Source organism: Actinomadura hibisca NBRC 15177 (genome assembly GCF_001552635.1).
In the GTDB taxonomy this organism is placed as follows: Bacteria; Actinomycetota; Actinomycetes; order Streptosporangiales; family Streptosporangiaceae; genus Spirillospora; species Spirillospora hibisca.
Window position 1 is genome coordinate 40,968 of record NZ_BCRO01000075.1, and the last position, 22,880, is coordinate 63,847.

The 22,880-nt window shown below is 71.6% G+C and carries 21 protein-coding genes and 2 tRNA genes; 17 read left to right on the plus strand and 6 right to left on the minus strand.

From position 1 onward, the window contains the following. Positions 1-418 precede the first annotated feature (418 nt). The 5 genes from gyrB to AH6_RS30665 all read left to right on the plus strand — a co-directional run bounded on the left by gyrB (position 419) and on the right by AH6_RS30665 (position 7,523). Complete coding sequence (gene gyrB, locus AH6_RS30645; protein WP_083983633.1) at positions 419-2,359, plus strand: DNA topoisomerase (ATP-hydrolyzing) subunit B; 1,941 nt, start codon at positions 419-421, stop codon at positions 2,357-2,359. Between the two features lie 181 nt (positions 2,360-2,540). Next, a complete protein-coding gene (gyrA, locus tag AH6_RS30650) occupies positions 2,541-5,069 on the plus strand; it encodes a DNA gyrase subunit A (protein ID WP_373861820.1) in 2,529 nt (842 codons plus the stop codon). Continuing rightward, on the plus strand, positions 5,066-6,058 hold the full coding sequence (locus AH6_RS47210) for a DUF3566 domain-containing protein (protein WP_067486972.1): 993 nt from the start codon (positions 5,066-5,068) through the stop codon (positions 6,056-6,058). Before gyrA ends, AH6_RS47210 begins: the two co-directional genes overlap by 4 nt. A gap of 81 nt (positions 6,059-6,139) precedes the next feature. Continuing rightward, positions 6,140-6,213, plus strand: a tRNA-Ile gene (locus tag AH6_RS30660). A gap of 107 nt (positions 6,214-6,320) precedes the next feature. Next, a complete protein-coding gene (locus AH6_RS30665; protein ID WP_083983638.1) occupies positions 6,321-7,523 on the plus strand; it encodes an RNA-guided endonuclease InsQ/TnpB family protein in 1,203 nt (400 codons plus the stop codon). Positions 7,524-7,609: 86 nt separating this feature from the next. Here AH6_RS30665 and AH6_RS30670 read toward each other — a convergent pair whose 3' ends face one another. Beyond that, positions 7,610-7,876, minus strand: coding sequence for a cell division protein SepF (locus tag AH6_RS30670; RefSeq protein WP_169807944.1), 267 nt, complete (start codon positions 7,874-7,876; stop codon positions 7,610-7,612). A 412-nt stretch (positions 7,877-8,288) separates the two neighbouring features. On the opposite strand from AH6_RS30670, the gene AH6_RS30675 reads away from it, so the two are divergent. Together AH6_RS30675 and AH6_RS30680 are read left to right on the plus strand one after the other, a co-directional pair. Then, positions 8,289-9,494 (plus strand): GDSL-type esterase/lipase family protein, encoded by a 1,206-nt coding sequence (locus AH6_RS30675; RefSeq protein WP_218005971.1) that lies wholly within the window; start codon positions 8,289-8,291, stop codon positions 9,492-9,494. A gap of 51 nt (positions 9,495-9,545) precedes the next feature. After that, on the plus strand, positions 9,546-10,256 hold the full coding sequence (locus tag AH6_RS30680; protein ID WP_067486976.1) for a bleomycin resistance protein: 711 nt from the start codon (positions 9,546-9,548) through the stop codon (positions 10,254-10,256). Positions 10,257-10,807: 551 nt separating this feature from the next. Here AH6_RS30680 and AH6_RS30685 read toward each other — a convergent pair. Next, positions 10,808-11,443 carry a methyltransferase domain-containing protein gene (locus AH6_RS30685; protein ID WP_067486978.1) on the minus strand — a complete coding sequence of 212 codons (636 nt, stop codon included), beginning with the start codon at positions 11,441-11,443 and terminating at the stop codon, positions 10,808-10,810. Here AH6_RS30685 and AH6_RS30690 point away from each other — a divergent pair. From AH6_RS30690 to AH6_RS30705, 4 genes are all read left to right on the plus strand, one after another. Further along, positions 11,442-11,933 (plus strand): helix-turn-helix domain-containing protein, encoded by a 492-nt coding sequence (locus tag AH6_RS30690; RefSeq protein ID WP_245679534.1) that lies wholly within the window; start codon positions 11,442-11,444, stop codon positions 11,931-11,933. The genes AH6_RS30685 and AH6_RS30690 overlap by 2 nt on opposite strands. A 78-nt stretch (positions 11,934-12,011) precedes the next feature. Further along, positions 12,012-12,245, plus strand: coding sequence for a hypothetical protein (locus AH6_RS30695; protein WP_067486981.1), 234 nt, complete (start codon positions 12,012-12,014; stop codon positions 12,243-12,245). Then, entirely contained in the window at positions 12,202-13,182 is a 981-nt protein-coding gene (locus AH6_RS30700) for a helix-turn-helix domain-containing protein (protein ID WP_245679535.1), read from the plus strand. Before AH6_RS30695 ends, AH6_RS30700 begins: the two co-directional genes overlap by 44 nt. A gap of 37 nt (positions 13,183-13,219) precedes the next feature. Further along, positions 13,220-14,188 carry a DMT family transporter gene (locus AH6_RS30705; protein ID WP_067487033.1) on the plus strand — a complete coding sequence of 323 codons (969 nt, stop codon included), beginning with the start codon at positions 13,220-13,222 and terminating at the stop codon, positions 14,186-14,188. On the opposite strand, the gene AH6_RS30710 is transcribed toward AH6_RS30705, so the two are convergent. Next, positions 14,178-15,047: an aldo/keto reductase gene (locus tag AH6_RS30710; RefSeq protein WP_067486987.1), complete on the minus strand. Its 870-nt coding sequence runs from the start codon at positions 15,045-15,047 to the stop codon at positions 14,178-14,180. The genes AH6_RS30705 and AH6_RS30710 overlap by 11 nt on opposite strands. A 161-nt stretch (positions 15,048-15,208) precedes the next feature. Next, positions 15,209-15,415, minus strand: a complete 207-nt coding sequence (locus tag AH6_RS30715; protein WP_067486989.1) for a hypothetical protein — start codon at positions 15,413-15,415, stop codon at positions 15,209-15,211. A 227-nt stretch (positions 15,416-15,642) separates the two neighbouring features. Here AH6_RS30715 and AH6_RS45460 point away from each other — a divergent pair, with 227 nt between their 5' ends. The 4 genes from AH6_RS45460 to AH6_RS44255 all read left to right on the plus strand — a co-directional run bounded on the left by AH6_RS45460 (position 15,643) and on the right by AH6_RS44255 (position 17,845). Further along, complete coding sequence (locus AH6_RS45460) at positions 15,643-15,762, plus strand: DLW-39 family protein (protein ID WP_218005972.1); 120 nt, start codon at positions 15,643-15,645, stop codon at positions 15,760-15,762. Positions 15,763-15,972: 210 nt separating this feature from the next. Continuing rightward, positions 15,973-16,045 (plus strand) — tRNA-Ala (locus tag AH6_RS30720). 232 nt (positions 16,046-16,277) lie between these two features. Continuing rightward, positions 16,278-17,093 (plus strand): glutamate ABC transporter substrate-binding protein, encoded by an 816-nt coding sequence (locus AH6_RS30725; protein WP_067486992.1) that lies wholly within the window; start codon positions 16,278-16,280, stop codon positions 17,091-17,093. A 68-nt stretch (positions 17,094-17,161) separates the two neighbouring features. Continuing rightward, positions 17,162-17,845: a hypothetical protein gene (locus AH6_RS44255; protein WP_157431823.1), complete on the plus strand. Its 684-nt coding sequence runs from the start codon at positions 17,162-17,164 to the stop codon at positions 17,843-17,845. A 19-nt stretch (positions 17,846-17,864) separates the two neighbouring features. Here AH6_RS44255 and AH6_RS30735 read toward each other — a convergent pair whose 3' ends face one another. Then, positions 17,865-18,812: a PrsW family intramembrane metalloprotease gene (locus AH6_RS30735; RefSeq protein ID WP_067486999.1), complete on the minus strand. Its 948-nt coding sequence runs from the start codon at positions 18,810-18,812 to the stop codon at positions 17,865-17,867. A gap of 77 nt (positions 18,813-18,889) precedes the next feature. Beyond that, complete coding sequence (locus AH6_RS30740; RefSeq protein WP_067487001.1) at positions 18,890-19,867, minus strand: helix-turn-helix domain-containing protein; 978 nt, start codon at positions 19,865-19,867, stop codon at positions 18,890-18,892. Between the two features lie 106 nt (positions 19,868-19,973). Between AH6_RS30740 and AH6_RS30745 the strand changes: the two genes are divergently transcribed. Both AH6_RS30745 and AH6_RS30750 read left to right on the plus strand, forming a co-directional pair. Beyond that, a complete protein-coding gene (locus AH6_RS30745) occupies positions 19,974-20,462 on the plus strand; it encodes a rhodanese-like domain-containing protein (protein WP_067487004.1) in 489 nt (162 codons plus the stop codon). 288 nt (positions 20,463-20,750) lie between these two features. Further along, complete coding sequence (locus AH6_RS30750) at positions 20,751-22,493, plus strand: DEAD/DEAH box helicase (RefSeq protein WP_067487008.1); 1,743 nt, start codon at positions 20,751-20,753, stop codon at positions 22,491-22,493. The last annotated feature ends 387 nt before the right edge of the window (positions 22,494-22,880 follow it).

Below are 22,880 nucleotides of genomic sequence, written 5' to 3' on the forward strand. Positions count from 1 at the left end.
GGACCTCTCGCTGCGCCCGCCGGGGGCGGTCTTCGCGCCCGGCTGAGCACGCGCGCACGCCCCGCCCCTGTGGGCGTCCCGCGATTTGTCAGTGGTCGGTGGGAACATCTGTTCGGGGCGTTCGGCACGGTGTTCCGCGTCGAGCGCCCCGTAGGCCAGAGAAGCCCCTAGGGCGAATGGGGGGATGTGCCTCCGAGGCTGCCGAGCCGCCACACGGCCACACAGCGTCCGTCAGTGCCACTTTTCGGCGCATCACCCGGTAGAATGAATTCGGGTTCAGGATGCTGTACCGCCATGGGTCGCCCGGGTTCTCTGTCCGACATGACCAGAGCACGTGGGCGCCCTTACGTGTGTTACGGGGCACACCGCGTTCACCACGACGCGGGGCGGCGACGCGTCCCCGGCAGGAGGATCTCCTTTGGCGTACGACGCTAGTTCGATCACTGTCCTCGAAGGTCTCGAGGCGGTACGCAAGCGCCCCGGCATGTACATCGGATCGACCGGGGAGCGCGGCCTTCACCACCTCGTCTACGAGATCGTCGACAACTCCGTCGACGAGGCGCTCGCGGGCTACGCGGACGCCATCGAGGTGACGCTGCTGGCCGACGGCGGGGTCCGGGTCGTCGACAACGGCCGCGGCATCCCGGTCGGCGAGCACCCGGTCGAGAAGAAGCCGGCCGTCGAGCTGGTGCTGACCACGCTGCACGCGGGCGGCAAGTTCGACGGCAAGTCCTACGCGGTCTCCGGCGGCCTGCACGGCGTCGGCTCGGCCGTCGTCAACGCGCTGTCCACCCGGCTGGACGCCGAGATCAGGACCGACGGCCACTACTGGCGGCAGTCCTACACCTGGGAGGGCGCCACCGGCCCCCTGGAGAAGGGCGACCCCACCGACGAGACCGGCACCCAGATCACCTTCTGGCCCGATCCCGACATCTTCGAGACGCTCGACTGGAACTTCGAGACGCTCTCGCGCCGCATGCAGGAGATGGCCTTCCTCAACCGCGGCCTGTCGATCACGTTGCGGGACGAGCGCCCCGACCACCTGGTCAACGACGAGCCGACCGTGGTGGTCTACCACTACGAGGGCGGCATCGAGGACTTCGTCCGCTACATCAACGCCAAGAAGGACCCCGTCCACGAGTCGGTGATCTACTTCGGCGACGACACCGAGGGCATGTCGGTGGAGATCGCGATGCAGTGGAACGCCTCCTACGCCGAGTCGGTCCACACCTTCGCCAACACCATCAACACCGCCGAGGGCGGCACGCACGAGGAGGGCTTCCGGGCGGCGCTGACCACCATCGTCAACCGGTACGCCAAGGAGCAGAAGCTCCTGAAGGAGAAGGAGGACAACCTCACCGGCGAGGACGTCCGCGAGGGCCTGACCGCGATCATCTCGATCAAGCTGGCCAACCCGCAGTTCGAGGGGCAGACCAAGACCAAGCTCGGCAACTCCGAGGCCAAGCGGTTCGTGCAGCAGGCGTGCAACGAGCACCTGCGCGACTGGTTCGAGCGCAACCCCGGCGAGGCCAAGGAGATCATCCACAAGGCCACCCAGGCGTCCCGCGCCCGGCTGGCCGCCCGCCAGGCCCGCGACCTCACCCGGCGCAAGAGCCTGCTGGAGTCGACCTCGCTGCCCGGCAAGTTGTCGGACTGCCAGTCCACCGACCCGGTGAAGTCCGAGCTGTACATCGTGGAGGGCGACTCGGCCGGCGGCTCGGCCAAGGGCGGCCGCGACCCGATGTACCAGGCCATCCTGCCGATCCGCGGCAAGATCCTGAACGTCGAGAAGGCGCGGATCGACAAGATCCTCAAGAACAACGAGGTCCAGGCGATCATCACCGCGCTGGGCACCGGGGTGCACGACGAGTTCGACATCGAGAAGTTGCGCTACCACAAGATCATCCTGATGTCGGACGCCGACGTGGACGGCCACCACATCAACACCCTGCTGCTGACGCTGCTGTTCCGCTTCATGAAGCCGCTGATCGAGGCCGGGCACGTCTACCTGTCCCAGCCGCCGCTCTACAAGATCAAGTGGGACACCCGCGGCACCGACGTGGACTACGCCTACTCCGACCGCGAGCGCGACGCGATCATCGAGGCCGGCGTCGCCGCCGGCAAGCGCGACCCCCGCCCCCGCGACCTGATCCAGCGCTTCAAGGGCCTCGGCGAGATGAACGCCAACGAGCTGTGGGACACCACCATGGACCCCGACAACCGCGTCCTGCTCCAGGTCCAGCTCGACGACGCCGCCCAGGCCGACGAGCTGTTCAGCGTCCTGATGGGCGAGGAGGTCGAGCCGCGCCGGGAGTTCATCCAGCGCAACGCCAAGGACGTGCGCTTCCTCGACATCTGACGCGGCCGGTGCGGCCGGCCGCCGCGCGTCCCGCCGGAGCCCCGCTCCGGCCCGGACGCCGGACGGCCGCCGCGGCGAGACGAGAGCGCCGGACGGGCGCCCGCGCGGGCACGGCCCGACAGCGTTGAGACCCGGCCGGCGAGTTCCCACTACGTAGAAGAGGACTTCCACAGTGACGGACATGACCACCGAGGGCGAGCGGCCCACCGACCGGATCGAACCGGTCGACATCCAGGTCGAGATGCAGAAGAGCTACCTCGACTACGCGATGTCGGTCATCGTCGCGCGCGCGCTGCCCGACGTCCGCGACGGACTGAAGCCGGTGCACCGCCGCGTCATGTACGCGATGTACGACGGCGGATACCGCCCCGACCGCGGCTACTTCAAGTGCGCCCGCGTCGTCGGCGACGTCATGGGCAACTACCACCCCCACGGCGACTCGCCCATCTACGACGCCCTGGTCCGCCTCGCCCAGCCCTGGTCGATGCGCTACCCGCTCGTCGACGGCAACGGCAACTTCGGCTCCCGCGGCAACGACCCCGCCGCCGCCATGCGCTACACCGAGTGCCGCATGGCCCCCCTGTCGATGGAGCTCCTGCGCGACATCGACAAGGAGACCGTCGACTTCTCACCGAACTACGACGGCCGCTCCCAGGAACCCGACGTCCTGCCGTCGCGCTACCCCAACCTCCTGGTCAACGGATCGGCCGGCATCGCCGTCGGCATGGCGACCAACATCCCGCCGCACAACCTGCGCGAGGTCGCCGAAGGCGTGCGCTGGTACCTCGACAACTACGGCGCCACCGACGAGGAACTCCTCGAAGCCCTCATCGAGCGCGTCAAGGGCCCCGACTTCCCGACCGCCGGCCTCATCGTCGGCCGCAAGGGCATCGAGGACGCCTACCGCACCGGCCGCGGCTCCATCACCATGCGCGCCGTCGTCGAGGTCGAGGAGATCCAGAACCGCACCTGCCTGGTCGTCACCGAACTGCCCTATCAGGTCAACCCGGACAACCTCGCCCTCAAGATCGCCGAATCCGTCAAGGACGGCAAGCTCGACGGCATCGCCGACGTCCGCGACGAGACCTCCGGCCGCACCGGCCAGCGCCTGGTCATCGTCCTCAAGCGGGACGCCGTCGCCAAGGTCGTCCTCAACAACCTCTACAAGCACACCCAGCTCCAGGAGACCTTCGGCGCGAACATGCTCGCGCTGGTCGACGGCGTGCCCCGCACCCTCCGCCTGGACCAGTTCATCCGCAACTGGGTCGCGCACCAGATCGACGTCGTCGTGCGCCGCACCCGCTTCCTGCTCCGCAAGGCCGAGGAGCGCGCCCACATCCTGCGCGCCCTCCTCAAGGCCCTCGACCGCATCGACGAGGTCATCGCCCTCATCCGCCGCTCCCCCTCCGCGCAGCAGGCCCAGCAGGGCCTGATGTCGCTGCTGGAGATCGACGAGATCCAGGCCCAGGCCATCCTCGACATGCAGCTCCGCAAGCTCGCCGCCCTGGAACGCCAGGCCATCATCGACGAGTACGACAAGCTCATGGCCGAGATCGCCGACTACAACGACATCCTCGGCTCGCCCGAACGCCAGCGGCGCATCGTCGCCGACGAGCTCGCCCCCATCGTCGAACGCTTCGGCGACGACCGGCGCACCCAGATCATCCCCTTCGACGGCGACGTCTCCTACGAGGACCTCATCGCCGAGGAGGACGTCGTCGTCACCATCACCCGCGGCGGCTACGCCAAGCGCACCAAGACCGACCTCTACCGCGCCCAGCGCCGCGGCGGCAAGGGCGTGCGCGGCGCCCAGCTCAAGCAGGACGACATCGTCGACCAGTTCTTCGTCACCACCACCCACCACTGGATCCTCTTCTTCACCAACAAGGGCCGCGTCTACCGCGCCAAGGCCTACGAGCTGCCCGACGCCGGCCGCGACTCCCGCGGCCAGCACGTCGCCAACCTCCTCGCCTTCCAGCCCGACGAGCACATCGCCCAGGTCATGGACCTGCGCGACTACCAGGTCGCGCCCTACCTCGTGCTCGCCACCAAGGGCGGCAAGGTCAAGAAGACCGCGCTCACCGACTTCGACTCGCCGCGCTCGGGCGGCATCATCGCCATCAACCTCGCCGACGACGACGAGGTCATCGCCGCCCGTCTGGTCTCCTCCGAGGACGACCTCCTCATGGTCTCCACCGGCGCCCAGGCCATCCGCTTCCGCGCCGACGACGACTCCCTGCGCCCCATGGGCCGCGCCACCTCCGGCGTCATCGGCATGCGCTTCGAGGAGGACCAGGAGGTCCTCAACATGCTCGTCGTCCAGGACCAGACCCAGAACGTGCTGGTGGCCACCGAGGGCGGCTACGCCAAGCGCACCCCCGTGGACCAATACCCCGTCCAGGGTCGTGGGGGTAAGGGCGTCCTCACCGCTAAGATCGTTGAATCTCGCGGCAGGTTGGTAGGGGCCCTGATGGTGGGCCAGGACGACGAGGTCTTCGCGATGACCTCCAACGGGGGCGTCATCCGCACCAGTGCGGAGGAGATCAAGCAGTCCGGCCGGCAGACCATGGGCGTGCGTCTGATGAGCCTCGCGGACGGGGGCAGCATCGTCGCCATCGCGAGGAACGTAGAGTCCATGGAGGACTCGGACGCCGACACGGACGAAGGGGGCACGGCGAGTGACGTTCCCTCAGCCCAGGAGGACACGTGAGCACGCAGCCCGGTAAGAGCAAGGGCGGGTCCGACAAGGGCGCCGAGACCGCCAAGCCCAAGAAGACCGTGGCCGCATCCGCCAAGCCCGCCCGGGACGAGGCGACGGTCGAGATCACCCCGGTGGTCTCCGACGCGACCACGCCCGACCTGGAGGCGGTCAAGGACACCGGCACCGGCCCGGCCGACGACAAGGCGATCGCCCCGGTCAAGGACACGGCCAAGCCCGAGGCGCCCGCCAAGCCCGAACCGGCGAAGAAGGACTGGGCCAAGCCCGCCGAACCCGCCGGCTCGGTCTCCAGCGGCCGCACCGACACGCCGTTCCAGCGCGACCCCGCCGCCTCCCCGGCGGCGGCCGCCGGCGGCGTCCCCACGACCGGGACGCCCCCGGCCGGGACCACCCCGGCAGGGGCCACCCCGATCGGGACCACCCCGGCAGGGGCCACCCCGATCGGGACCACCCCGGCCGGACCGCCCCCGGCGGGGACGACCCCGCCGGGACCGGCCCCGGCGGGCAACAACTCCGGCGGCTTCGCGGGCACCGTCCTGAAGGACCGCCCGGCGGCCAACTCGACCAAGCCCGGCGCCAAGCCGCCCGCGGCCGGCGGCAAGCCCGCCCGCAAGGCGCAGCTGCAACTGGCGCGCCTGGAGCCGTGGTCGGTGATGAAGTTCAGCTTCGTCATGTCGCTGGTGTGCTTCGTGGTCCTGCTGGTCGCCGTGATCGTCCTGTGGGCGCTGCTGTCCGGCCTCGGCGTCTTCACGGCCATCAGCGACACCGTGAACGAGCTGACCAAGCAGCAGGGCCAGACCGAGGGCGGCCTGGACGCCGGAAGCTGGTTCTCCTTCACCCGCGTGCTCGGCTACACGGTCCTGGTGGGCGCCCTGAACGTCCTGCTGGTCACCGCCCTGTCCACGGTCGGCTCGGTCATCTACAACCTGGCCGCCGACCTGGTGGGCGGCGTCGAGGTGACGCTGAAGGAGGCGGAGTAGCCGCCGGTTTTAAGGATTACCGGTCCGGTCACGAGATGCGGTAATCTCTCCATGCGCCGCCCGGAGCGGCGGCGCAGGTGAGGGCGTATAGCTCAGTCGGTTAGAGCGCATCCCTGATAAGGATGAGGCCCCAGGTTCAAGTCCTGGTACGCCCACATCGCTATATTTCGGACATAAGACCCACTTCTGGAGAAGTGGGTCTTATGCATTTCTATCGTCGAACCGCAGACCGGGCCGCGCCCAGCTCGCCATTATGTTCGACATGAAGCTGATGGTGCAGGTGAAGCTGCTGCCGTCGCCCGAGCAGGAAGCGGCGCTGGCGTCGACCCTGCACGCTTGCAACGAAGCCGCCAACCGGGTTTCCGAGCGGGCTTTCCAGCAGCGCGTCTATGGCCGCGTCCCGCTGCAGAAACTGGTGTACGCCGACCTCAAAGCCACCGGACTGGCGGCACAGGCGTCACTGCACGTCATCCGCAAGGTCGCCGACGCGTACACGGTGCTTCATGCCCAGGTGAGTGGCGGCCTGATGCGGGAACGCGGACGCAGGCGCGCGCAGAGCAAGCCGGTGACCTTCCGGCCGAAGGCTGCGCAGCCATTCGACGACCGCTGCTTGTCCTGGTGGTGGGAGAACAACACGGTCTCCATCTGGACGGTCCAGGGCCGCATCCGTGGAATCCCATTCACCGCCACGGCCCGGCAATTGGAGATGTTGACCCGCTACCGAAAAGGAGAGACGGACCTCGTCCACCGTGCGGGCAAGTGGTTCCTGATTGCGACCTGCGAGGTCCCCGAGGCGCCCTTGAACGATGAGCCGTCGGACTGGATCGGCATCGACCGCGGGATCGTCAACCTGGTGACGACCAGCGACGGGCGTGATCACCAAGGTTCCGGGCTGACCAGGTACCGGCGACGGATGGCCAGGGTTCGGGCCGAGATGCAGTCCAAGGGGACCAAGTCGGCCAAGCGGAAGTTGCAGAGCCGGGCGCGCCGGGAGGCTCGGCACGCGTCGTGCGTCAATCACAGAATCGCCAAAGAGATCGTGGCCGATGCCCAACGCACCGGGCGCGGGATCGCCGTGGAGAATCTGCGCGGCATCCGCGACCGGATACGGCTCAGGCGGCACCAGCGGGCCATGCTCTCTCGATGGCCGTACCACCAGATCGTGGCCTACCTGGCCTACAAGGCACTCCGGGCGGGTGTGCCGTTCGTTCAGGTGGATGCGGCCTACACGTCCCAGACCTGCCCGAGATGCGGGCATGTCTCCCGCCGGAACCGTCCTCGCCGGGACGACTTCCGTTGCCAGGTCTGCGGGCTCGCTGGCCCGTCGGACCACATCGCCGCTGTCAACGTGCGCCAACGCGCCAGAGTGGCCTGGGTTTTTGTCAATGCGCCTGATGCAGCCGAGGAATCGGGGCGCGAGCCCCGTCGAGCCGCAAGCACGCAACCGCCAGTTGCGAGCAGTTGACGTCCACGTACGCCCTACCGAGCAGTTTCTACTGCGCAGATGAATAACAGGAGGTTGATCGTGCCGTCGAGGTTCAGGATGGGCCGCTAGAAGGCGCCGGGCTCGCCCTGTTCGGGGACGACGGCGGGCCTGGTGAGGCCCGCCGGGACCAGCAGGAACACCTTGGGGCCGAGCCGGTCCATGTCGCCGCCGCGCCCGAACACCAGTCCTGCGGCGAAGTCGATGAACTGCCTGGCCACGTCGTCGGGCAGGGCGGTGAGGTCCATGACGACGGGGACCCGTTTGTTGCGGAAGAAGTGGCCGACGTGCAGCGCCTCGTTGTAGTCGCGAGGCCGGAGAGTCTTGACGATCACCTGGTCAGTCTCCCCCAGCGCTCCCGCACGTCAAGGCCGTTCGGCCGACATCGTTGTCGGTGGGAGCCGAAGAGCGACGGGCGGAAGACCGGCGCGCTGGACCCGCTGGCGGCCGGTCAGGTGGTGGACTTGTCCTCGGCATGGGGCGGGTGTTGATGGGTGGGGATGGGCGTGGCGCACGCTTACGGGAATGGTTGTTCTTCCGCTGGTAGGGCCAGGGGCAGAATTCGTCCACAGGGTGTGGATAAAAGGCGGTGGCAGGCATTGTGCTTTCTCGCGACGGCGGGCACGACCGACACTGGGCGGCTGCATGAGGAGTCCCGCCCGTAGGGGAAAGGTAGGGGTGTCCCTACCTCGGTTCGGGGGCGTTCCCTGATGTCTTGGCGCCTGCTCCGATGGTGCGATCGGATGCATGATGTTCCTGCGGGCGGCGAAGATCTCGGTCGGGGCGATGGTGGGCGCGGCGTTGGTCGCCGGCATGGTCCAGACGTCTCCGGCGCGGCACGCCGCCGCACGGCTGGGGGCGTCCGAGGAGCACTGGACGGCCGTGTGGGGTGCGGCTCCGCAGCGGCCCGGCGCGGTGGGCGGTGGTTGGGCGCGCGCGGGGTTCGTCGACGTGTCGGTGCGTCAGGTCGTGCGGGTCTCCGCCGGGGGCGAGCGGCTGCGGTTGCGGTTGTCGAACCGCTACGGCGACCGGCCGCTGCGCGTGGCGGGGGTCATGGTCGGCCGGTCGGCGGGTGGTTCGGCGGTGCGGCCGGGGGCGGCGGCGGTGACGTTCGGGCGTGCGGTCGAGACGGTGGTCCCGGCGGGGTCGGAGGCGCTCAGTGATGCGGTGCCGCTGCCGGTCGCGCCGCTGGAGCGGCTGGCGGTGACGGTGCGGTTCGTCGGGGCGGCCTTCCACGAGCGGGCGGCCGCGCCGTCCTACCGGGCCGCTGGCGATCATCTGGCGGACATCGCGGGCGACGCCTATCGCGCGTCGTCGCCCTCCTGGTACTTCCTGGCCGGGGTCGAGGTCGCGGGCGGGCCGCGCAGCGCGGCGGTCGTCCTCGGTGACGCGCCGGCCGACGGGGCGGGGTTCCCCGACCACCTGGCCGAGCGGGTGGCCGCCGAGCGCCGTTCGTGGGCCGTGGTGGACGCGGGGATCGGGGCGAGTCGGCTGCTGGACGGTCCGGAGTGCGGCGGGGACGGCGGGCTGGACCGGTTCCGGCGGGACGTGCTGGCGCGGCCCGGGGCGCGGGCGGTGCTCGTCCAGCTCGGGGCCGGTGACATCGTCGATCCGTGCCCGGGGGCGGAGGCGGGCGCTCGGGAGCTCATCGCGGCGCACCGCGAGCTGATCAAGACGGCGCGAGCGCACGGTGTGAAGGCGATCGGCATGACGTTGCCGCCGCTGGAGGGCGCGCCGAGGTGGACGCCTGGGCGGGAGCGGGTGCGGCGGGAGCTGAACCGCTGGATCCGCGAGGGCGGCGAGTACGACGCGGTGGTGGACGTGGCCGGGGCGCTGGCCGACCCCGATGATCCGCAGCGGCCGCGGCCCGGCTACGTCGGGTCCGACGGCCTGACGCCCAACGACGCGGGCCGCCACGCGATCGCGGGCGCCATTGATCCGAAGATGCTCTGACCTAGCTATTCAAGTTTGACTAGTGAGGCGGACGCGGCCTACGCTCCGGGCATGGCGGAGCGGACCATCCCGATCTTTCCCTGCGTGTCCATCCACGAGACCGAGGAGTTCTACCGGGCCCTCGGCTTCGCGACGACCTCCAAGCAGACCAGCCCCAACCCCTTCATCCAGCTGAGCCGCGGCGGCCTGGTGCTCCAGTTCTACGGCTGGAAGAAGCATGATCCGGCCGCGTCCATGCACATGTGCTACGTCGTGACGACGGATGTGGACGAGCTGTACGAGGCGTTCCGGTCCGGCCTGAAGGAGGCGCTGGGCCGGGTCCCGGCGCGGGGGCTGCCGCGGATCGGCGTCCTCAAGGACATGACCTACGGCGTGCGGCAGTTCCTGATGACCGACCCCAACGGCGTCCAGCTGCGCGTCGGCCAGCCGATCTCCGACGTCTTCGATCACGGGCCGGTCCCCGAGGAGCGGGTCGCCCGCGCCCTCCACATGGCCGTCCTCATGGCGGACTCGAAGGAGGACCTGCGCTCGGCGACCACGATCTTGGACCGCCTGCTGGCCTCCGGCGACCCGCTGACCGGTCCACAGCGTGTGCAGGCCCTGGTGATGAGCGCCGAGGTGGCGCTGCGGCGGGAGGACGAGGGCAAGGCGCGGGCCGCGCTGGCGGAGGCGCGTGCCGTCCCGCTGGACGACAAGGAGCGGGAGGGCCTGCGCGACGAGCTGCGGCGCCTGGCGGACCTGGAAGGGGCCGTCGCGGGCTAGGGCGGCGGTCGCCGGGCGCATTGTCGGGTCCGGACGGTCTCGGGCCCTTGTCCGGTGTGTCGACTGGAGTGCGGGGTCCGTCGCCCACGAAGGTGTCGTGCACAGGACCGGGCCTTCCTGGGGACAGCCTGGGGATGTCCGGTGGGCAACCTCCGTCCACCGGACGCGGCCGGTTGTGGAGGCGAGTTGCCCACAGGTTGTGCACGGCCTGTGAGCAATGATGTGCGGAGGGCGTCTCAGCCCCTGCTCACAGGGTTTTCCACGGGGTGGACAACTTCTGGAGGGCCTGGGGAACACCTGGGGAAAGGGCGGTGGACACCGGCGCGGCGCACGAATCACAGGCTGTGCACAGAAGTTATCCACAGCCTGTGGATTCTGTGGACGGAGCGGGAGCGCCGACCGGGCGGGTCAAGGCTGGGGAAACGTGGTGGACAGCGTGTGCGAAACACCCGTGCAGCTGGGGATTCCGCTGTGGAACAACAGGGCGTCCGGCCCCTCCCGCGCTGGTCATCGGCTGTGCATAGCGTTGCCCCCAGCCTGTGGATATCTCCCTAGGGACGGGTCGCCGCCGCCGCGAAGCCGCCGAGCATCGCCGTCGCCTCCGGGCCCGGCAGGAGCAGGGTGTGCACCTCGACCGTCACGTCCGCGAACCCCGCGTCCAGCAGCAGTGCCCGGTAGGCGCGGGCCGAGCGCGGCGCGGTGACGCGGTCGGCGCGGGCGTGCACGACGGCGCGGGTGAGGGCGCCGTCCGCGGCGTCGATCACGAGGGTGTCCCAGTCCTGGCCGATCAGGACGGCGCGGCCGCCGCGCGCCAGGACGCGCCGCGCCTCGGCCAGTGCCGCCGCCGGATCGGCCAGGTCGTGGAACACCTTGTCGGCGCGGTAGCCGCCGGCCTCGCCGTCCGCGAGGGGCAGCGCCCCGGCGTCGCCGACGCGCAGGTCGGCACCGGGGTGGCGGGACCGGCCGGTCGCGATCATCTGCTCGTCGCGGTCGACGCCGATCGCGGGCACGCCCCGGGCCGACAGTTCGGCGACCGCCCGGCCCGCGCCGCAGCCGACGTCCACGACGGGGCGGTCGCCCGTCCCGAGGAGGTCGTAGGTGCGGGCGCGCAGTTCCGGAGCGCCGGGCAGCGTGTCGAAGACGTCCAGCAGGGCGGCGAGGGGCGTGGTGTTCTGGGATATGGACATGTCCGCGATGCTGCGACTTAATGTCGACATGAAGTCAAGCTCCCTGGGCATCGGCGAGGTCGCCGGGCGCTTCGGGCTCGCCACGCACGTGTTGCGGCACTGGGAGTCGGTGGGGCTGCTCGCGCCCGCGCGGGCGGCGGGCGACCGGCGGCGGTACGGGGAGGGCGACCTCTACCGGATCGCGACGATCCTGCGGGCCAAGGAGGCGGGGTTCGGGCTGGACGACATCCGCGAGATGTTCGCGGTGCCCGCCGAGCGGCGCGAGGTGCTGCGCCGTCGCCGCGCCGCGCTCGTCCGGCGGATCGACGAGGCGCGGGCGTCGCTCGAACTGATCGAGTGCGCCCTGGGGTGCGAACACGACGACTTCACCCGCTGCGCCACCTTCCGGGCGATGCTCGACGCGTCGGTGGCGGCGCGTCCGGACGGCGCGCGGCGGACACGCCCGGAAGGCGCCCCGCCGACCGCGCGGCCATCTGCGGAGCTGCCGTGAAAAGGGCCTCTGACCTGCGACGGAACCGTCTTGCATGCAGGGAACAGGCGTTCGAGCCGCTGCTAGGGTCGGGGCCCCATGGGGCACCTTCTGAACGAGCCGATCCGCGCCGAGCACGACCCCGCCGGACGGCTCACGGCGTACGAGTGGCGCGGCGCGCGCTACACCGTGGACGCGGTCCTGAAGACCTACGGCGCGGCGGCCGACACCCGGATCTACCGGGTGCGGATCACCGGCGCGGCCGGGCCCGCCGTGGCGGAGCTGGGCCGTGACGCCGACCGCTGGCGGCTCCGGCACGTCTTCTCCGCCTGACGGTCCGCCGCCCGACCGCGACGCCTCCCCGCCGCGCGGGGAGGCGTCCCGCTCCGATCGTGTGTCCTCCCCGCCCCACCCGGCGCCGGGCGAGACGGCCGCCTCGCCCGACCGGGCCGTCTGGGCGCGCGTCGAAGGCGTCCAGGGCACGCCGCTGGACCTGATGACCGCCCGGCTCCGGCGGCTGCACTACGCCCCGCACGCGCACGAGGAGTTCGCCATCGGCGTCACCACCGCCGGGAGCGAGGTCATGCGCTACCGGGGCGGAATGGTCGGGTCCGGTCCGGGCGACCTGGTGATCGTCGAGCCGGGCGAGCCGCACACCGGCGGCCCGGCGGGCGCGGAGGGCTTCGCCTACCGCGTGATGTACCCGAGCCCGCGGTTGCTGGCGGAGGTCGGCCGCCGGATGCCGCACTTCCGCGACCCGATCGTGCGCGACCCGATGCTGGGATGCGAGTTGTGGCGGGCGCACCGGGAGCTGATGCGGGGCGACGACCCCCTGGAGGGCGAGTCGCGCCTGCTGTGGACATTGTCGGCGCTGGTCGGGCGGCACGCCGAGACCGCCGCGCGGTCCGTCGCGGCCACCGGACCCGGCGGCGAGATCGCGCGGCTGGTCGCCGCCCGCCTCGCCGACGAGCTCACCGCGCCGCCCGCCCTCAGCGACCTGGCCGCCGGCCTCGGCCTGTCGCGCTATCAGGTGCTGCGCGCGTTCCGCGACGCGATGGGCATGCCGCCGTACGCGTGGCTCGCCCAGTACCGGGTCGGGCGGGCCCGCGCCCTGCTGGAGGCGGGATGGCGGCCCGCCGAGGTCGCCACCGCCGTCGGGTTCGCCGACCAGGCGCACCTGACGCGCTGGTTCCGGCGCGTGCTGGGCGTCACGCCGGGGGTGTACCGCAACAGCGTTCAAGACGGGCTCCGGCGGCCGTCCCCATACTGAACCGGCGCGCCAGGGCGGCGCACGAGTGGAGGACGCGGTGAGCCGGCGGGGCTGGGTGCTGTTCGCGCTGATGAGCGTGTTGTGGGGCATCCCCTATCTGTTGATCAAGGTGGCGGTGGAGGACGGCGTCTCGGTGCCGATGGTGGTGTTCGCGCGCACCGCCCTCGGCGCGTTGTTGTTGCTGCCGCTGGCGGTGCGGGCCGGTGGGCTGGCGGCGCTGCGCGGGCACTGGCGGTGGTTGCTGGCGTTCGCGGCGGTGGAGATCCTCGGGCCGTGGGCGCTGCTGTCGGACGCCGAGCGCACGTTGTCCAGCGGCATGACCGGGCTGCTGATCGCGGCCGTCCCGATCGTCGCGGTGGTGCTCGGCCGGGCGAGCGGCGACGCCGAGCGGCTCGGCCCGGCGCGCCTGGCGGGGCTGCTGCTCGGCCTGGTCGGCGTCGGGGTGCTGGCCGCGCCGCACCTGGACGGCGGCAGCGCGTGGGCGATCGGGGAGGTCGCGCTGGTGGTCGTCGGCTACGCCGTCGGGCCGCTGATCATGACGCGGAAGCTCCGGGAGGTGCCGAGCCTGCCGATGACCACCGCGTGCCTGGGCGTGGCCGCGCTGATCTACGCCGTCCCGGCGGCGGTGACCCGACCGGCCGAGCTGCCCGACGGCCGGGTGCTGGTGGCACTCGCGGTCCTGGGCGTGGTGTGCACGGCGGTGGCGTTCGTGGTGTTCTTCGAGCTGATCCGCGAGGTCGGCGCGATCCGCGCGCCGGTGTTCACCTACGTCAACCCGGCGGTGGCGGTCGCGGCGGGCGTGCTGCTGCTGGGCGAGCCGCTGGACGGGACGATCCTGGCGGCGTTCGCGCTGATCCTGGGCGGGTCGGTGCTGGCGACCGCGCGGCCTCCGGCGGCGGCCGGGGCGACGCCCGCGCCGGAGACCGCGTTCGCGGCCGGAGAGGTGGCTGAAGAGACGACGGGCGACGCGGCCGGGGCCGCCGAGCCGGAGCGGCTCAGTCCGTGACCACCAGGTCGGTCAGCTCGGCGACCTCCTCGTCGGACAGCGTGATCGTGGCGGCGGCGATGTTGTCCTCCAGGTGCGCGACCTTGGAGGTGCCGGGGATCGGCAACATGACCGGCGAGCGGTGCAGCAACCACGCCAGCGCGAGCTGCGCGGGGGTGACGCCGTGCCGCCCGGCGGCCTTGGCGAGCACGCCGTCGGACGCGGCGAGCCTGCCGACCGCCAGCGGGAACCACGGGATGAAGCCGAGGCCCTCGCGCTCGCAGTACTCCAGGACGTCCTGGGACTTGCGCTCGGTCAGGTTGTAGAGGTTCTGCACCGACACGATCGGGACGATCTCGCGGGCCGCCTCGATCTCGGCGACCGACACCTCCGACAGGCCGATGTGCCGGATCTTGCCCTCGTCGCGCATGTCGCGCAGCACGCCGAGCTGCTCCGCCAGCGGCACCTCCGGGTCGATGCGGTGCAGCTGGTAGAGGTCGACGCGCTCCAGCCCGAGGCGGCGCAGGCTCATCTCCACGCACTGCCGCAGGTACTCGGGGCGGCCGACCGGGACCCACTCGTTGGGGCCCTGCCGGGTGAAGCCGCCCTTGGTGGCGATCACCAGGTCCGCCGGGTAGGGCGCCAGCGCCTCGGCGATCAGCTCCTCGCTGACGAACGGGCCGTAGGAGTCGGCGGTGTCGATGAGCGTGACGCCCAGCTCGACGGCCCGGCGCAACACGCGCAGCGCCTCGTCGCGGTCCTGCGGGCCGCCCCACACGCCCGGCCCGGTGATCCGCATCGCGCCGAACCCGAGGCGGTGGACGGGCAGGTCGCCGCCGATCCGGAAGGTGCCACCGGCCGCGGCCTCGCTCGTGGGAATCCCCCTCGTCTCGTCAACGCCCCCATTTGACCACCACGGGCGGCGCGGCGCGTCGGGCGGGGTCGGGGCCGGTCGGCGCGCGCCACGCCGGGCCCGGACGCGGTGGCGCGGTGGGGCGAGGGGCTGGCCGGAAGCGGTCCCGCCCCTCGGGGATCATCGCATCACAGCCCGATCCGCCACAGGAAAAGGATCAACGCGGCCAGCGTCAGCCCCGCCACGCCCAGCCGCACGTCGCCGAGGACGATCAGCAGGACGCACCCGGCCGCCGTCCCGGCCGCGACCACCACCATGCCGCCGCCGCGCTCCTCCTCCGGCGCCGGGCCGCGCAGCTCGCGCTCCCAGAGGCCGAAGTCGTCCTCTACGCTCACCCCTGCGATTATGCGGCGGCTCCGGGCGTCCGGCGAGGTGGCGCGAGCGCCACACCACCCGCACCACCGCCCGTCCGGATTGGACGTTGAGTCCGATACCGGCGAGGGGGTGCGGAGCGCCGCGGCCGGGTTGCTAGGCTGCGCGAAGAACCTGGGGGAACTCTCGTACACGATCCGGACGTTCCCTCGGGCATTGGCTTCATAGTCGAGGTGAAGGGGTCCCCACCGTGAAGAAGCTGCTCGTTCTCGCCGTTGTTGGTCTTGGCGGCTTCGCTGTCTGGCGTCGGCTCCAGCAGGACCGCGCCGAGCTGGACCTGTGGACCGAGGCCACGTCCTCCGACAGCTGAGCCGTCTGTGAAGAGGGCCCCGGCGTGACCGGAGCGGAGCCGACCGACGTCGCCCGCCTCGATCCCGCCGGGTCCACTGTCTCCACCGCCTGACGCGGGCCGGCGAGACCCGCCGCGCCCGCTCTCCGCCCCGCACTCGCATTCGTGCCCGCGTGCGGGGTTCCGCGCAGCGCGCCGACCACGGGTAAGCTGGTCGCGCTCGATCTGCGGGGGGCCATAGCTCAGTTGGCAGAGCACCGGCTTTGCAAGCCGGGTGTCCGGGGTTCGAATCCCCGTGGCTCCACCCCTGGTCAGCGCCCTGTCCCACACGGGAGAGGGCGCTGGCACTCCCCCCGAGTGGGGGAATAGTGGAGATCAACTCCGAATTCAAGGGCCTTGGCCATGCGGCCGGGGCCCTTGGTGTTTCCGCCTTGGACGGCTGTGCGGCTCGGGGTGGGGGATACGGACCGGGGTGCGTTGCCGGGGTGTGGTCCGGCGTTCATCTAGTGGCCGTTTCGGTCTCCTATCCCTGATTTGTGGCATCTGTCGGCGTGCGCGCGGTCTGCTGTCTGGCCTTCGTCCTGGGGCTGCTGGGGTGCTCCGCGGACGGGACGGACTCGGTGGCCGGGCGCGGTGAGCTGGTGGTCGGCGTCAAGGCCGACCAGCCCGGACTCGGCATGCGCGGGCCGGGCGGCGTGTTCCAGGGGTTCGAGGTCGAGGTCGGACGCTACGTCGCCCGCCGCCTCGGGGCTTCCAAGGTCACCTTCCGCGCCGTCACCTCGGACGACCGCGAGCGGCTGCTGGAGTCGCGCGCCGTGGACCTGGTGCTGGCCTCCTACTCCATCACCCCGGAGCGCGCCGTCCAGGTCACCTTCGGCGGCCCCTACTACCTCGCCCGCCAGGACATCATGGTCCGGCGGGACGAGCTGCGGATCAGGGGCGTGCGCGACCTGGCCGGGCGGCGCGTCTGCCAGGCCGCCGGGTCGGTGTCGGGCGAGCGCGTCACCGTCGGGCTGGGGATCGCGGTGCGGGCGGTCCCGGCCCCGTCCTACAGCTCCTGCCTGGGCAAGCTGCTGGCCGGGGACGTCGACGCGGTCTCCACCGGCGACCTCGTGCTGGCCGGGTTCGCGACGCGGGCCGCCGGGAAGGTGCGGATCGTCAACGCGCCGTTCACCGACGAGCCCTACGGCGTCGGCCTGCGCAAGGGCGACATCGAGGGCTGCGAGGCCGTCAACAAGGCGATCACCCTGATGTACCAGGACGGCACCGCCGCACGGTTGTTGCGCACCTGGTTCGGGGCGTCGCGGTTGCGGCTCACCGAGTCGGTGCCGCAGTTCGAAGGCTGTTCCTGACATCGTCCGACAACCGCCGTCGTGAGTCGTGCGTCACATGAGCACCCCCTTTTCCGTGGAGTGTGCCCATGGCCGTGCCGCCCGGACCGCCGCTTGGACCGCCGCCCAGCCGGCAGAACGGACACCAGGCCGCCCTGGGGTGCTCGATCGTCGGGGTGCTCGCCCTGCTGCTCCTCGGCGGTTGCGGGGTGGTGGTGGCGCTGGGGAACGAGGGCGGCAAGCCGACGGCCAAGGCGGGCAAGAGCTCTTCGACGCCTACGCCTTCCACGCCTTCCCCATCTTCCACACCGACGCCCAGCGCGACCACGTCGAGCGCCACGCCCAGCAGCACGCCCCAGGTGGACGGGGCGGCTCGGAAGATGTGCACCTACGTCGCCTACGCGTCCGCCTACCGGACGGCCGGTATCGCCTCCAAGGCCACCGTTGCGTTGACGAAGGCCCGTACGGCTGGCGCGGCGTCGCGTCTTCCGGCGGCCCGGAAGGTCGCGGTCGGCGGCGCGGCGCAGATGAGCACCTGGTGCACGGCCAACGTTCCGGGCATCACGCCTCCGCGCGTACGGAAGCCCAGCCCTCGGCCCACCCCGACCCGCACCAAGACCAGGACGCCGAAGCCGCCCGCTCCGCCGGAAGACGACAACGGCGGCCGGTCGGTGCGGCCCGGGGCGTTCTGCTCGCCGCCCGGTGCGACCGGCACCTACCGGGGGCGCGTCTACACCTGCAAGGGGCCGGGACAGGCGCGCTGGCGGCGCTGAACGTTCAGGTCCTGAACGTTCAGCCCTGCCACGGATTCGCCGGGCCCCACGGCAGGGGCTCCTCCGGCGGCGGTGGCGGCAGCTCGCGGGAGCGGGCCGCCAGTGCCCGCAACCACAGCAGCGCGGCCAGCGAGATGACCGCGAGGCCCACCCAGTTGAACATGGTGATCAGGTGGTCCTGCTGCTGGGTGGCCTCGGGCAGGTAGCCGCGTTCCAGCAGCTGGAACTGCCACGGCGCGCCCGTCATGATCAGGGTCGCGGCGATGGCCAGCCCGTGCATGGAGTCCCACAGCGCGTGCAGCAGGGACACGCCGAGGTAGGTCGCCAGCACGGTGACGTCCAGCCGCCAGCGCCCGTGCCGCCGGGCCGCGCCGAACAGCACGCCGCCCAGGATCGCGGTCCACAGGCCGTGGCCCAGCGGGGTGAGCAGGCCGCGCAGCACCTCGGTCTCCAGCATCGAGCGGATGCTGAGGCCCTCCACGGTGACCAGGGCGTTGAAGGCGTATCCGGCGCTCTCGAAGGCGGCGAACCCGAACCCGACCGCCGCGCCCAGCACCATGCCGTCGCGGGTGCCGTACTCGCGCATGCGCCGCGCCACCAGCATCAGCGCCGCGAGCTTGACGCCCTCCTCGATCAGCCCCACGCCCACGTACATCCACGGCGATGGGTGCAGCAGGTAGGACTCCAGCAGCGACGCGCCCAGGATGCCGAGCACGCCGCCGACCACGAACGAGGCGAACAGCAGCGGCACCGTGACCTCCTCGGCGGTGCCGTGCTCGTACGCCCAGATGGCGAAGGTGACCGGGACGACGAAGCTGCCCAGCAGCACGATGGTGGGCAGCAGGGTCGCGTTGGCGGTCAGGATCGTGACGGCCACGGTCGCCGCCCACAGCAGCAGTCCGGTTCCCAGCACCCGCAACCAGGTCCGGCTCGGTCTCCGGCGCGCGACCGCCACCGTGCGCTCCATCGTTGCCCCCCAGCAAGATCATCGCCTGTTCGCGGAACCTACCCAGGGGTGCCGTCCCCAAGCCTGCGCCGGGACGCTCAGGACGCCGCGCGGAAGGTGCGGCGGTAGGCCGACGGTGAGGTCTTCATCGCGCGCGTGAAGTGGTGCCGGAACGTCGCCGGGCTCTCGAACCCCACGGCCGCGCCGATCTCCTCCACGGGCGTGGCGGTGCCCTCCAGCAGGGGGAGGCTCGCCATGACGCGCTGGGTGACGACCCAACGGAGCGGGCTCGTGCCGGTCTGCCGGTTGAAGTGGCGGATGAAGGTGCGCGGCGCCAGGCACGCGGCGCGGGCCAGGTCGGCGACGGTGATGGGCTCGGCCAGGTGCGCCAGCGCCCAGCCGATGGCACGGGCCACCGCGTCGTCCACCTCGGGCGCGGTGACGGCGGCCTCGACGAACTGGGCCTGGCCCCCGGCGCGGTGCGGCGGGACGACCAGGCGGCGCGCGACGGCGTTGGCGACGCGCGCGCCGTGGTCCTTGCGGACCAGGTGCAGGCACATGTCGAGGACGGCGGCGCTGCCCGCCCCGGTCAGCACGTCCTCGCCGTCCACGTAGAGGACGTCGGGGGTGACGCGGACCCGGGGATAGCGCTGCTGGAGCAGGCCCGCGTAGCGCCAGTGCGTGGTGGCCTCGCGGCCGTCCAGGAGACCGGCCGCCGCCAGCGCGAACGCGCCCGAGCAGATGGACACGATCCGCGCCCCGCGCGCGTGCGCGGACCGGAGCGCCGCGACGACGGGGTCCGGCACGGCGCCGCGCACGTCCGGGACGGCCACGACCATGACGGTGTCGGCGGCGGCGAAGTCGTCCAGGCCGTGCTCGGTGGTCATGGTGAAGCCGCCGACCGCGTGCATCGGGCCGCGCTCCAAGGAGCAGACGCGCAGGTCGTACCAGGGGACGTCGAGTTCGGGGCGGGGGAGGCCGAAGACCTCGACGACCGCGCCGAGCTCGAAGGGGGACATGCCGTCGAAGGCCAGGACGGAGAGGGTGGGGCGGCTGGTGGGGGAGGCCGAGGGCATGGCGGGATCTTAAGGGTATGGGGCGTTTTTGCCACTGGGTGGGGTGTGGGGGTGTCGGTCAGGATCGTGTCGTTGGTTGGTGGAGTCGCAGGTCAGGGGAGTTTTAATGTCCGATGTTGTTGGGGTGCGTGCGGTTTCGGTTGGTGTGCGTGCTGCTTCCAGTGCTGAGGCGCTGGCTCACTTCGCCGCCCGGCTCGCCTTCGAGACCGACGTCTCCGACGTGGCCGCCGACCTCGCGGCCGGTTTCCCCGGCATCGTCGTGGTGGACTCGCGCAGCGTCGAAAGCTGGAACCAGGGCCACGTTCAGGGGGCGGTCCACCTCCCCACCGCGCAGATCGCCATCCCGGGACGGGTGGAGTCGCTGATCCCCCGGGACGCCACCGTCGTCGTCTACTGCTGGGGCCCGGCCTGCAACGGCGCGACCAAGGCCGCGCTGGAGTTCGCCAAGCTCGGCTACGCGGTCAAGGAGATGATCGGCGGGTTCGAGTACTACGCGCGGGAGGGCTTTCCTGTGGAGGACGGCCGGGGCGTCGTCACCCGCCGCTCCCCCGATCCCCTCACCGCGCCGGTCTCCGGCATCTCCTGCGCCTGCTGAGGGGGAGGGAGCGTGCGGCGCGACACGCCGTGGCGAAACGAGGGCTTCCGGCGGTCCGCGGAGACGGCCTTACGGCCCTCTTCCCGCAAGATCTAAGGGGGTGAAAGTAGCCGAATGTGGACGTGTGACGGAGTTCATCATGCGGGACGGGGCATAACCTGGGCCGTCGGCGACGTTAGACTGAACAAATCACTCTTACGACGCTGAACGCGTCCGGCTCGTCCTTGCAGCCCGCAGACTCTCCTCGCGGTGCCTCCCGAGACGTGCCCCCCTCTCGGAAGGTATTGCGTGACCAACGTTCCTGCTGCCCATGACCTCACCCCGTCCACCGACGAGGCGGTCGTCCCCACCTTCGCCGAGCTCGGCCTGCCCGCCGAGCTCGTCAGCGCCCTCGTCCGCGCCGGCATCGAGTCGCCGTTCCCCATCCAGGCCGCCGCCATCCCCGACGTGATGGCCGGCCGCGACGTCCTCGGCCGCGGCAAGACCGGCTCCGGCAAGACCCTCGCCTTCGGCCTCCCGCTGCTGGCCCGCCTCGCCGGCCGCCGCGCCGCGCCGAAGCGCCCCCTCGGCCTCATCCTCGTCCCGACCCGCGAGCTCGCCCAGCAGGTCCAGACGAACCTGGAGCCGCTCGGCCGCAGCGTCGGCCTGCACTTCAAGACCGTCATCGGCCAGACCTCGATGTTCAAGCAGATCGACGCGCTGCGCCGCGGCGTGGAGATCCTGGTCGCCACGCCCGGCCGCCTCAAGGACCTGATGCGCCAGGGCGCCGCCGACCTGTCCGACATCGAGATCGTCGTGCTGGACGAGGCCGACCACATGGCCGACATGGGCTTCCTGCCCGACGTCACCGACATCCTCGACCAGGCCCGCCCCGGCGGCCAGCGGCTGCTGTTCTCGGCGACCCTGGACCGCGACGTGGACGTGCTGGTCAAGCGCTACCTGAACGACCCGGTCACGCACGCCATCGGCCCGGTGGACGAGCCCGGCGTCGACACCATGGAGCACCACCTGCTGCTGGTGGCGCCCAAGGACAAGGCCACCATCACCGCCGAGATCGCCAACCGCGAGGGCCGGACGATCCTGTTCGCCCGCACCAAGCACGGCGTGGACCGGCTGACCCAGCAGCTGACCGACGCCGGCGTGCGCGCGGCCGGCCTGCACGGCGGCAAGAGCCAGGGCCTGCGCACCCGGACGCTGGCCGAGTTCCACGAGGGCTCGTTCAACGTGCTGGTCGCCACCGACGTCGCCGCGCGCGGCATCCACGTCGACAACATCAGCCTGGTCATGCACGTCGACCCGCCGGCCGACAGCAAGGACTACATGCACCGCGCGGGCCGCACGGCGCGCGCCGGTGAGAAGGGCACCGTGGTCACCCTGGTGCTGCCGCACCAGGTGCGCTCGACCTCGGCGATGACCCGCCGCGCGGGCATCGAGGCCCCGCGCACCCGCGTGGCCTCCGGCGACGAGACCCTGGCCCGGCTGACCGGCGCCCGGATCCCGTCGTTCGAGCCCATCGTCGAGCCGATCATCCCCGAGCGCCCGCGCCGTGAGAACGGCCGCGGCGGGCGTCCGGGCGGCGGCCGGCGCGGCAACGGCCGTGGCTTCGGCGGCGGCGGTGGTGGTGGCGCTCGTGGTCCGCGTCGCGAGGGCGGCGGGGGTTACCGCGGGCCGCGCGAGGGCGGCTACAACGGTGGCGGCTACAACGGCGGTGGCGGCGGCGAGCGTCGTGACGGTGGCTACAACGGCGGCGGCTACGGCGGGGGTGACCGTCGTGAGGGCGGTTACCGTGGGCCGCGCGAAGGCGGCTACAACGGCGGTGGCGGCGGCGAGCGTCGCGAAGGCGGCTACAACGGTGGCGGCGGTGAGCGCCGTGAGGGCGGCTACCGTGGCCCGCGTGAAAGCGGCGGGTACGGCCAGCGCGAGGGTGGCTACGGCCAGCGTCGCGAGGGCGGCCACGGCGGCCAGCGCCGGGGCGGCTCCTACGGGCCGCGCCGGGACGGCGGCGACCGTCGTCCGGCTCGCCAGGGCTGATCTGGGTTCGCCTTTGCTCTGTGCTCGCTCTTGTTCTTGGTAGAGCTGGCTTGGGTTCGTTGGGACCTGGGTTTGAGCGCTGAGGTGAGCTGAGCTTGAGTAAGTGGCAGGCCCCTTGTCCGGAGATACGGGCAGGGGGCCTGTTGCGTTGGGGCGAGGGGTTGGCGGGCATGCGCGGAGCGCGTGGGTGAGGTTGGTGTTCGAGCGCGGGGCGCGGGCTGGGGTTGGTGGGCAGGGTGTGGAAAACCCGCGTGAACTGAGGCGGGCAGGGACGTGTTCTTAACCCCGTGCGGGCTGGGCTGAGTGGGCACGTGCACAAACCCGTGCGGGGCCGGGGTTGCTGGTTGGGTGCGGGGCGCGGGGTTGGGGTTGTTGGTCTGGTGTAGA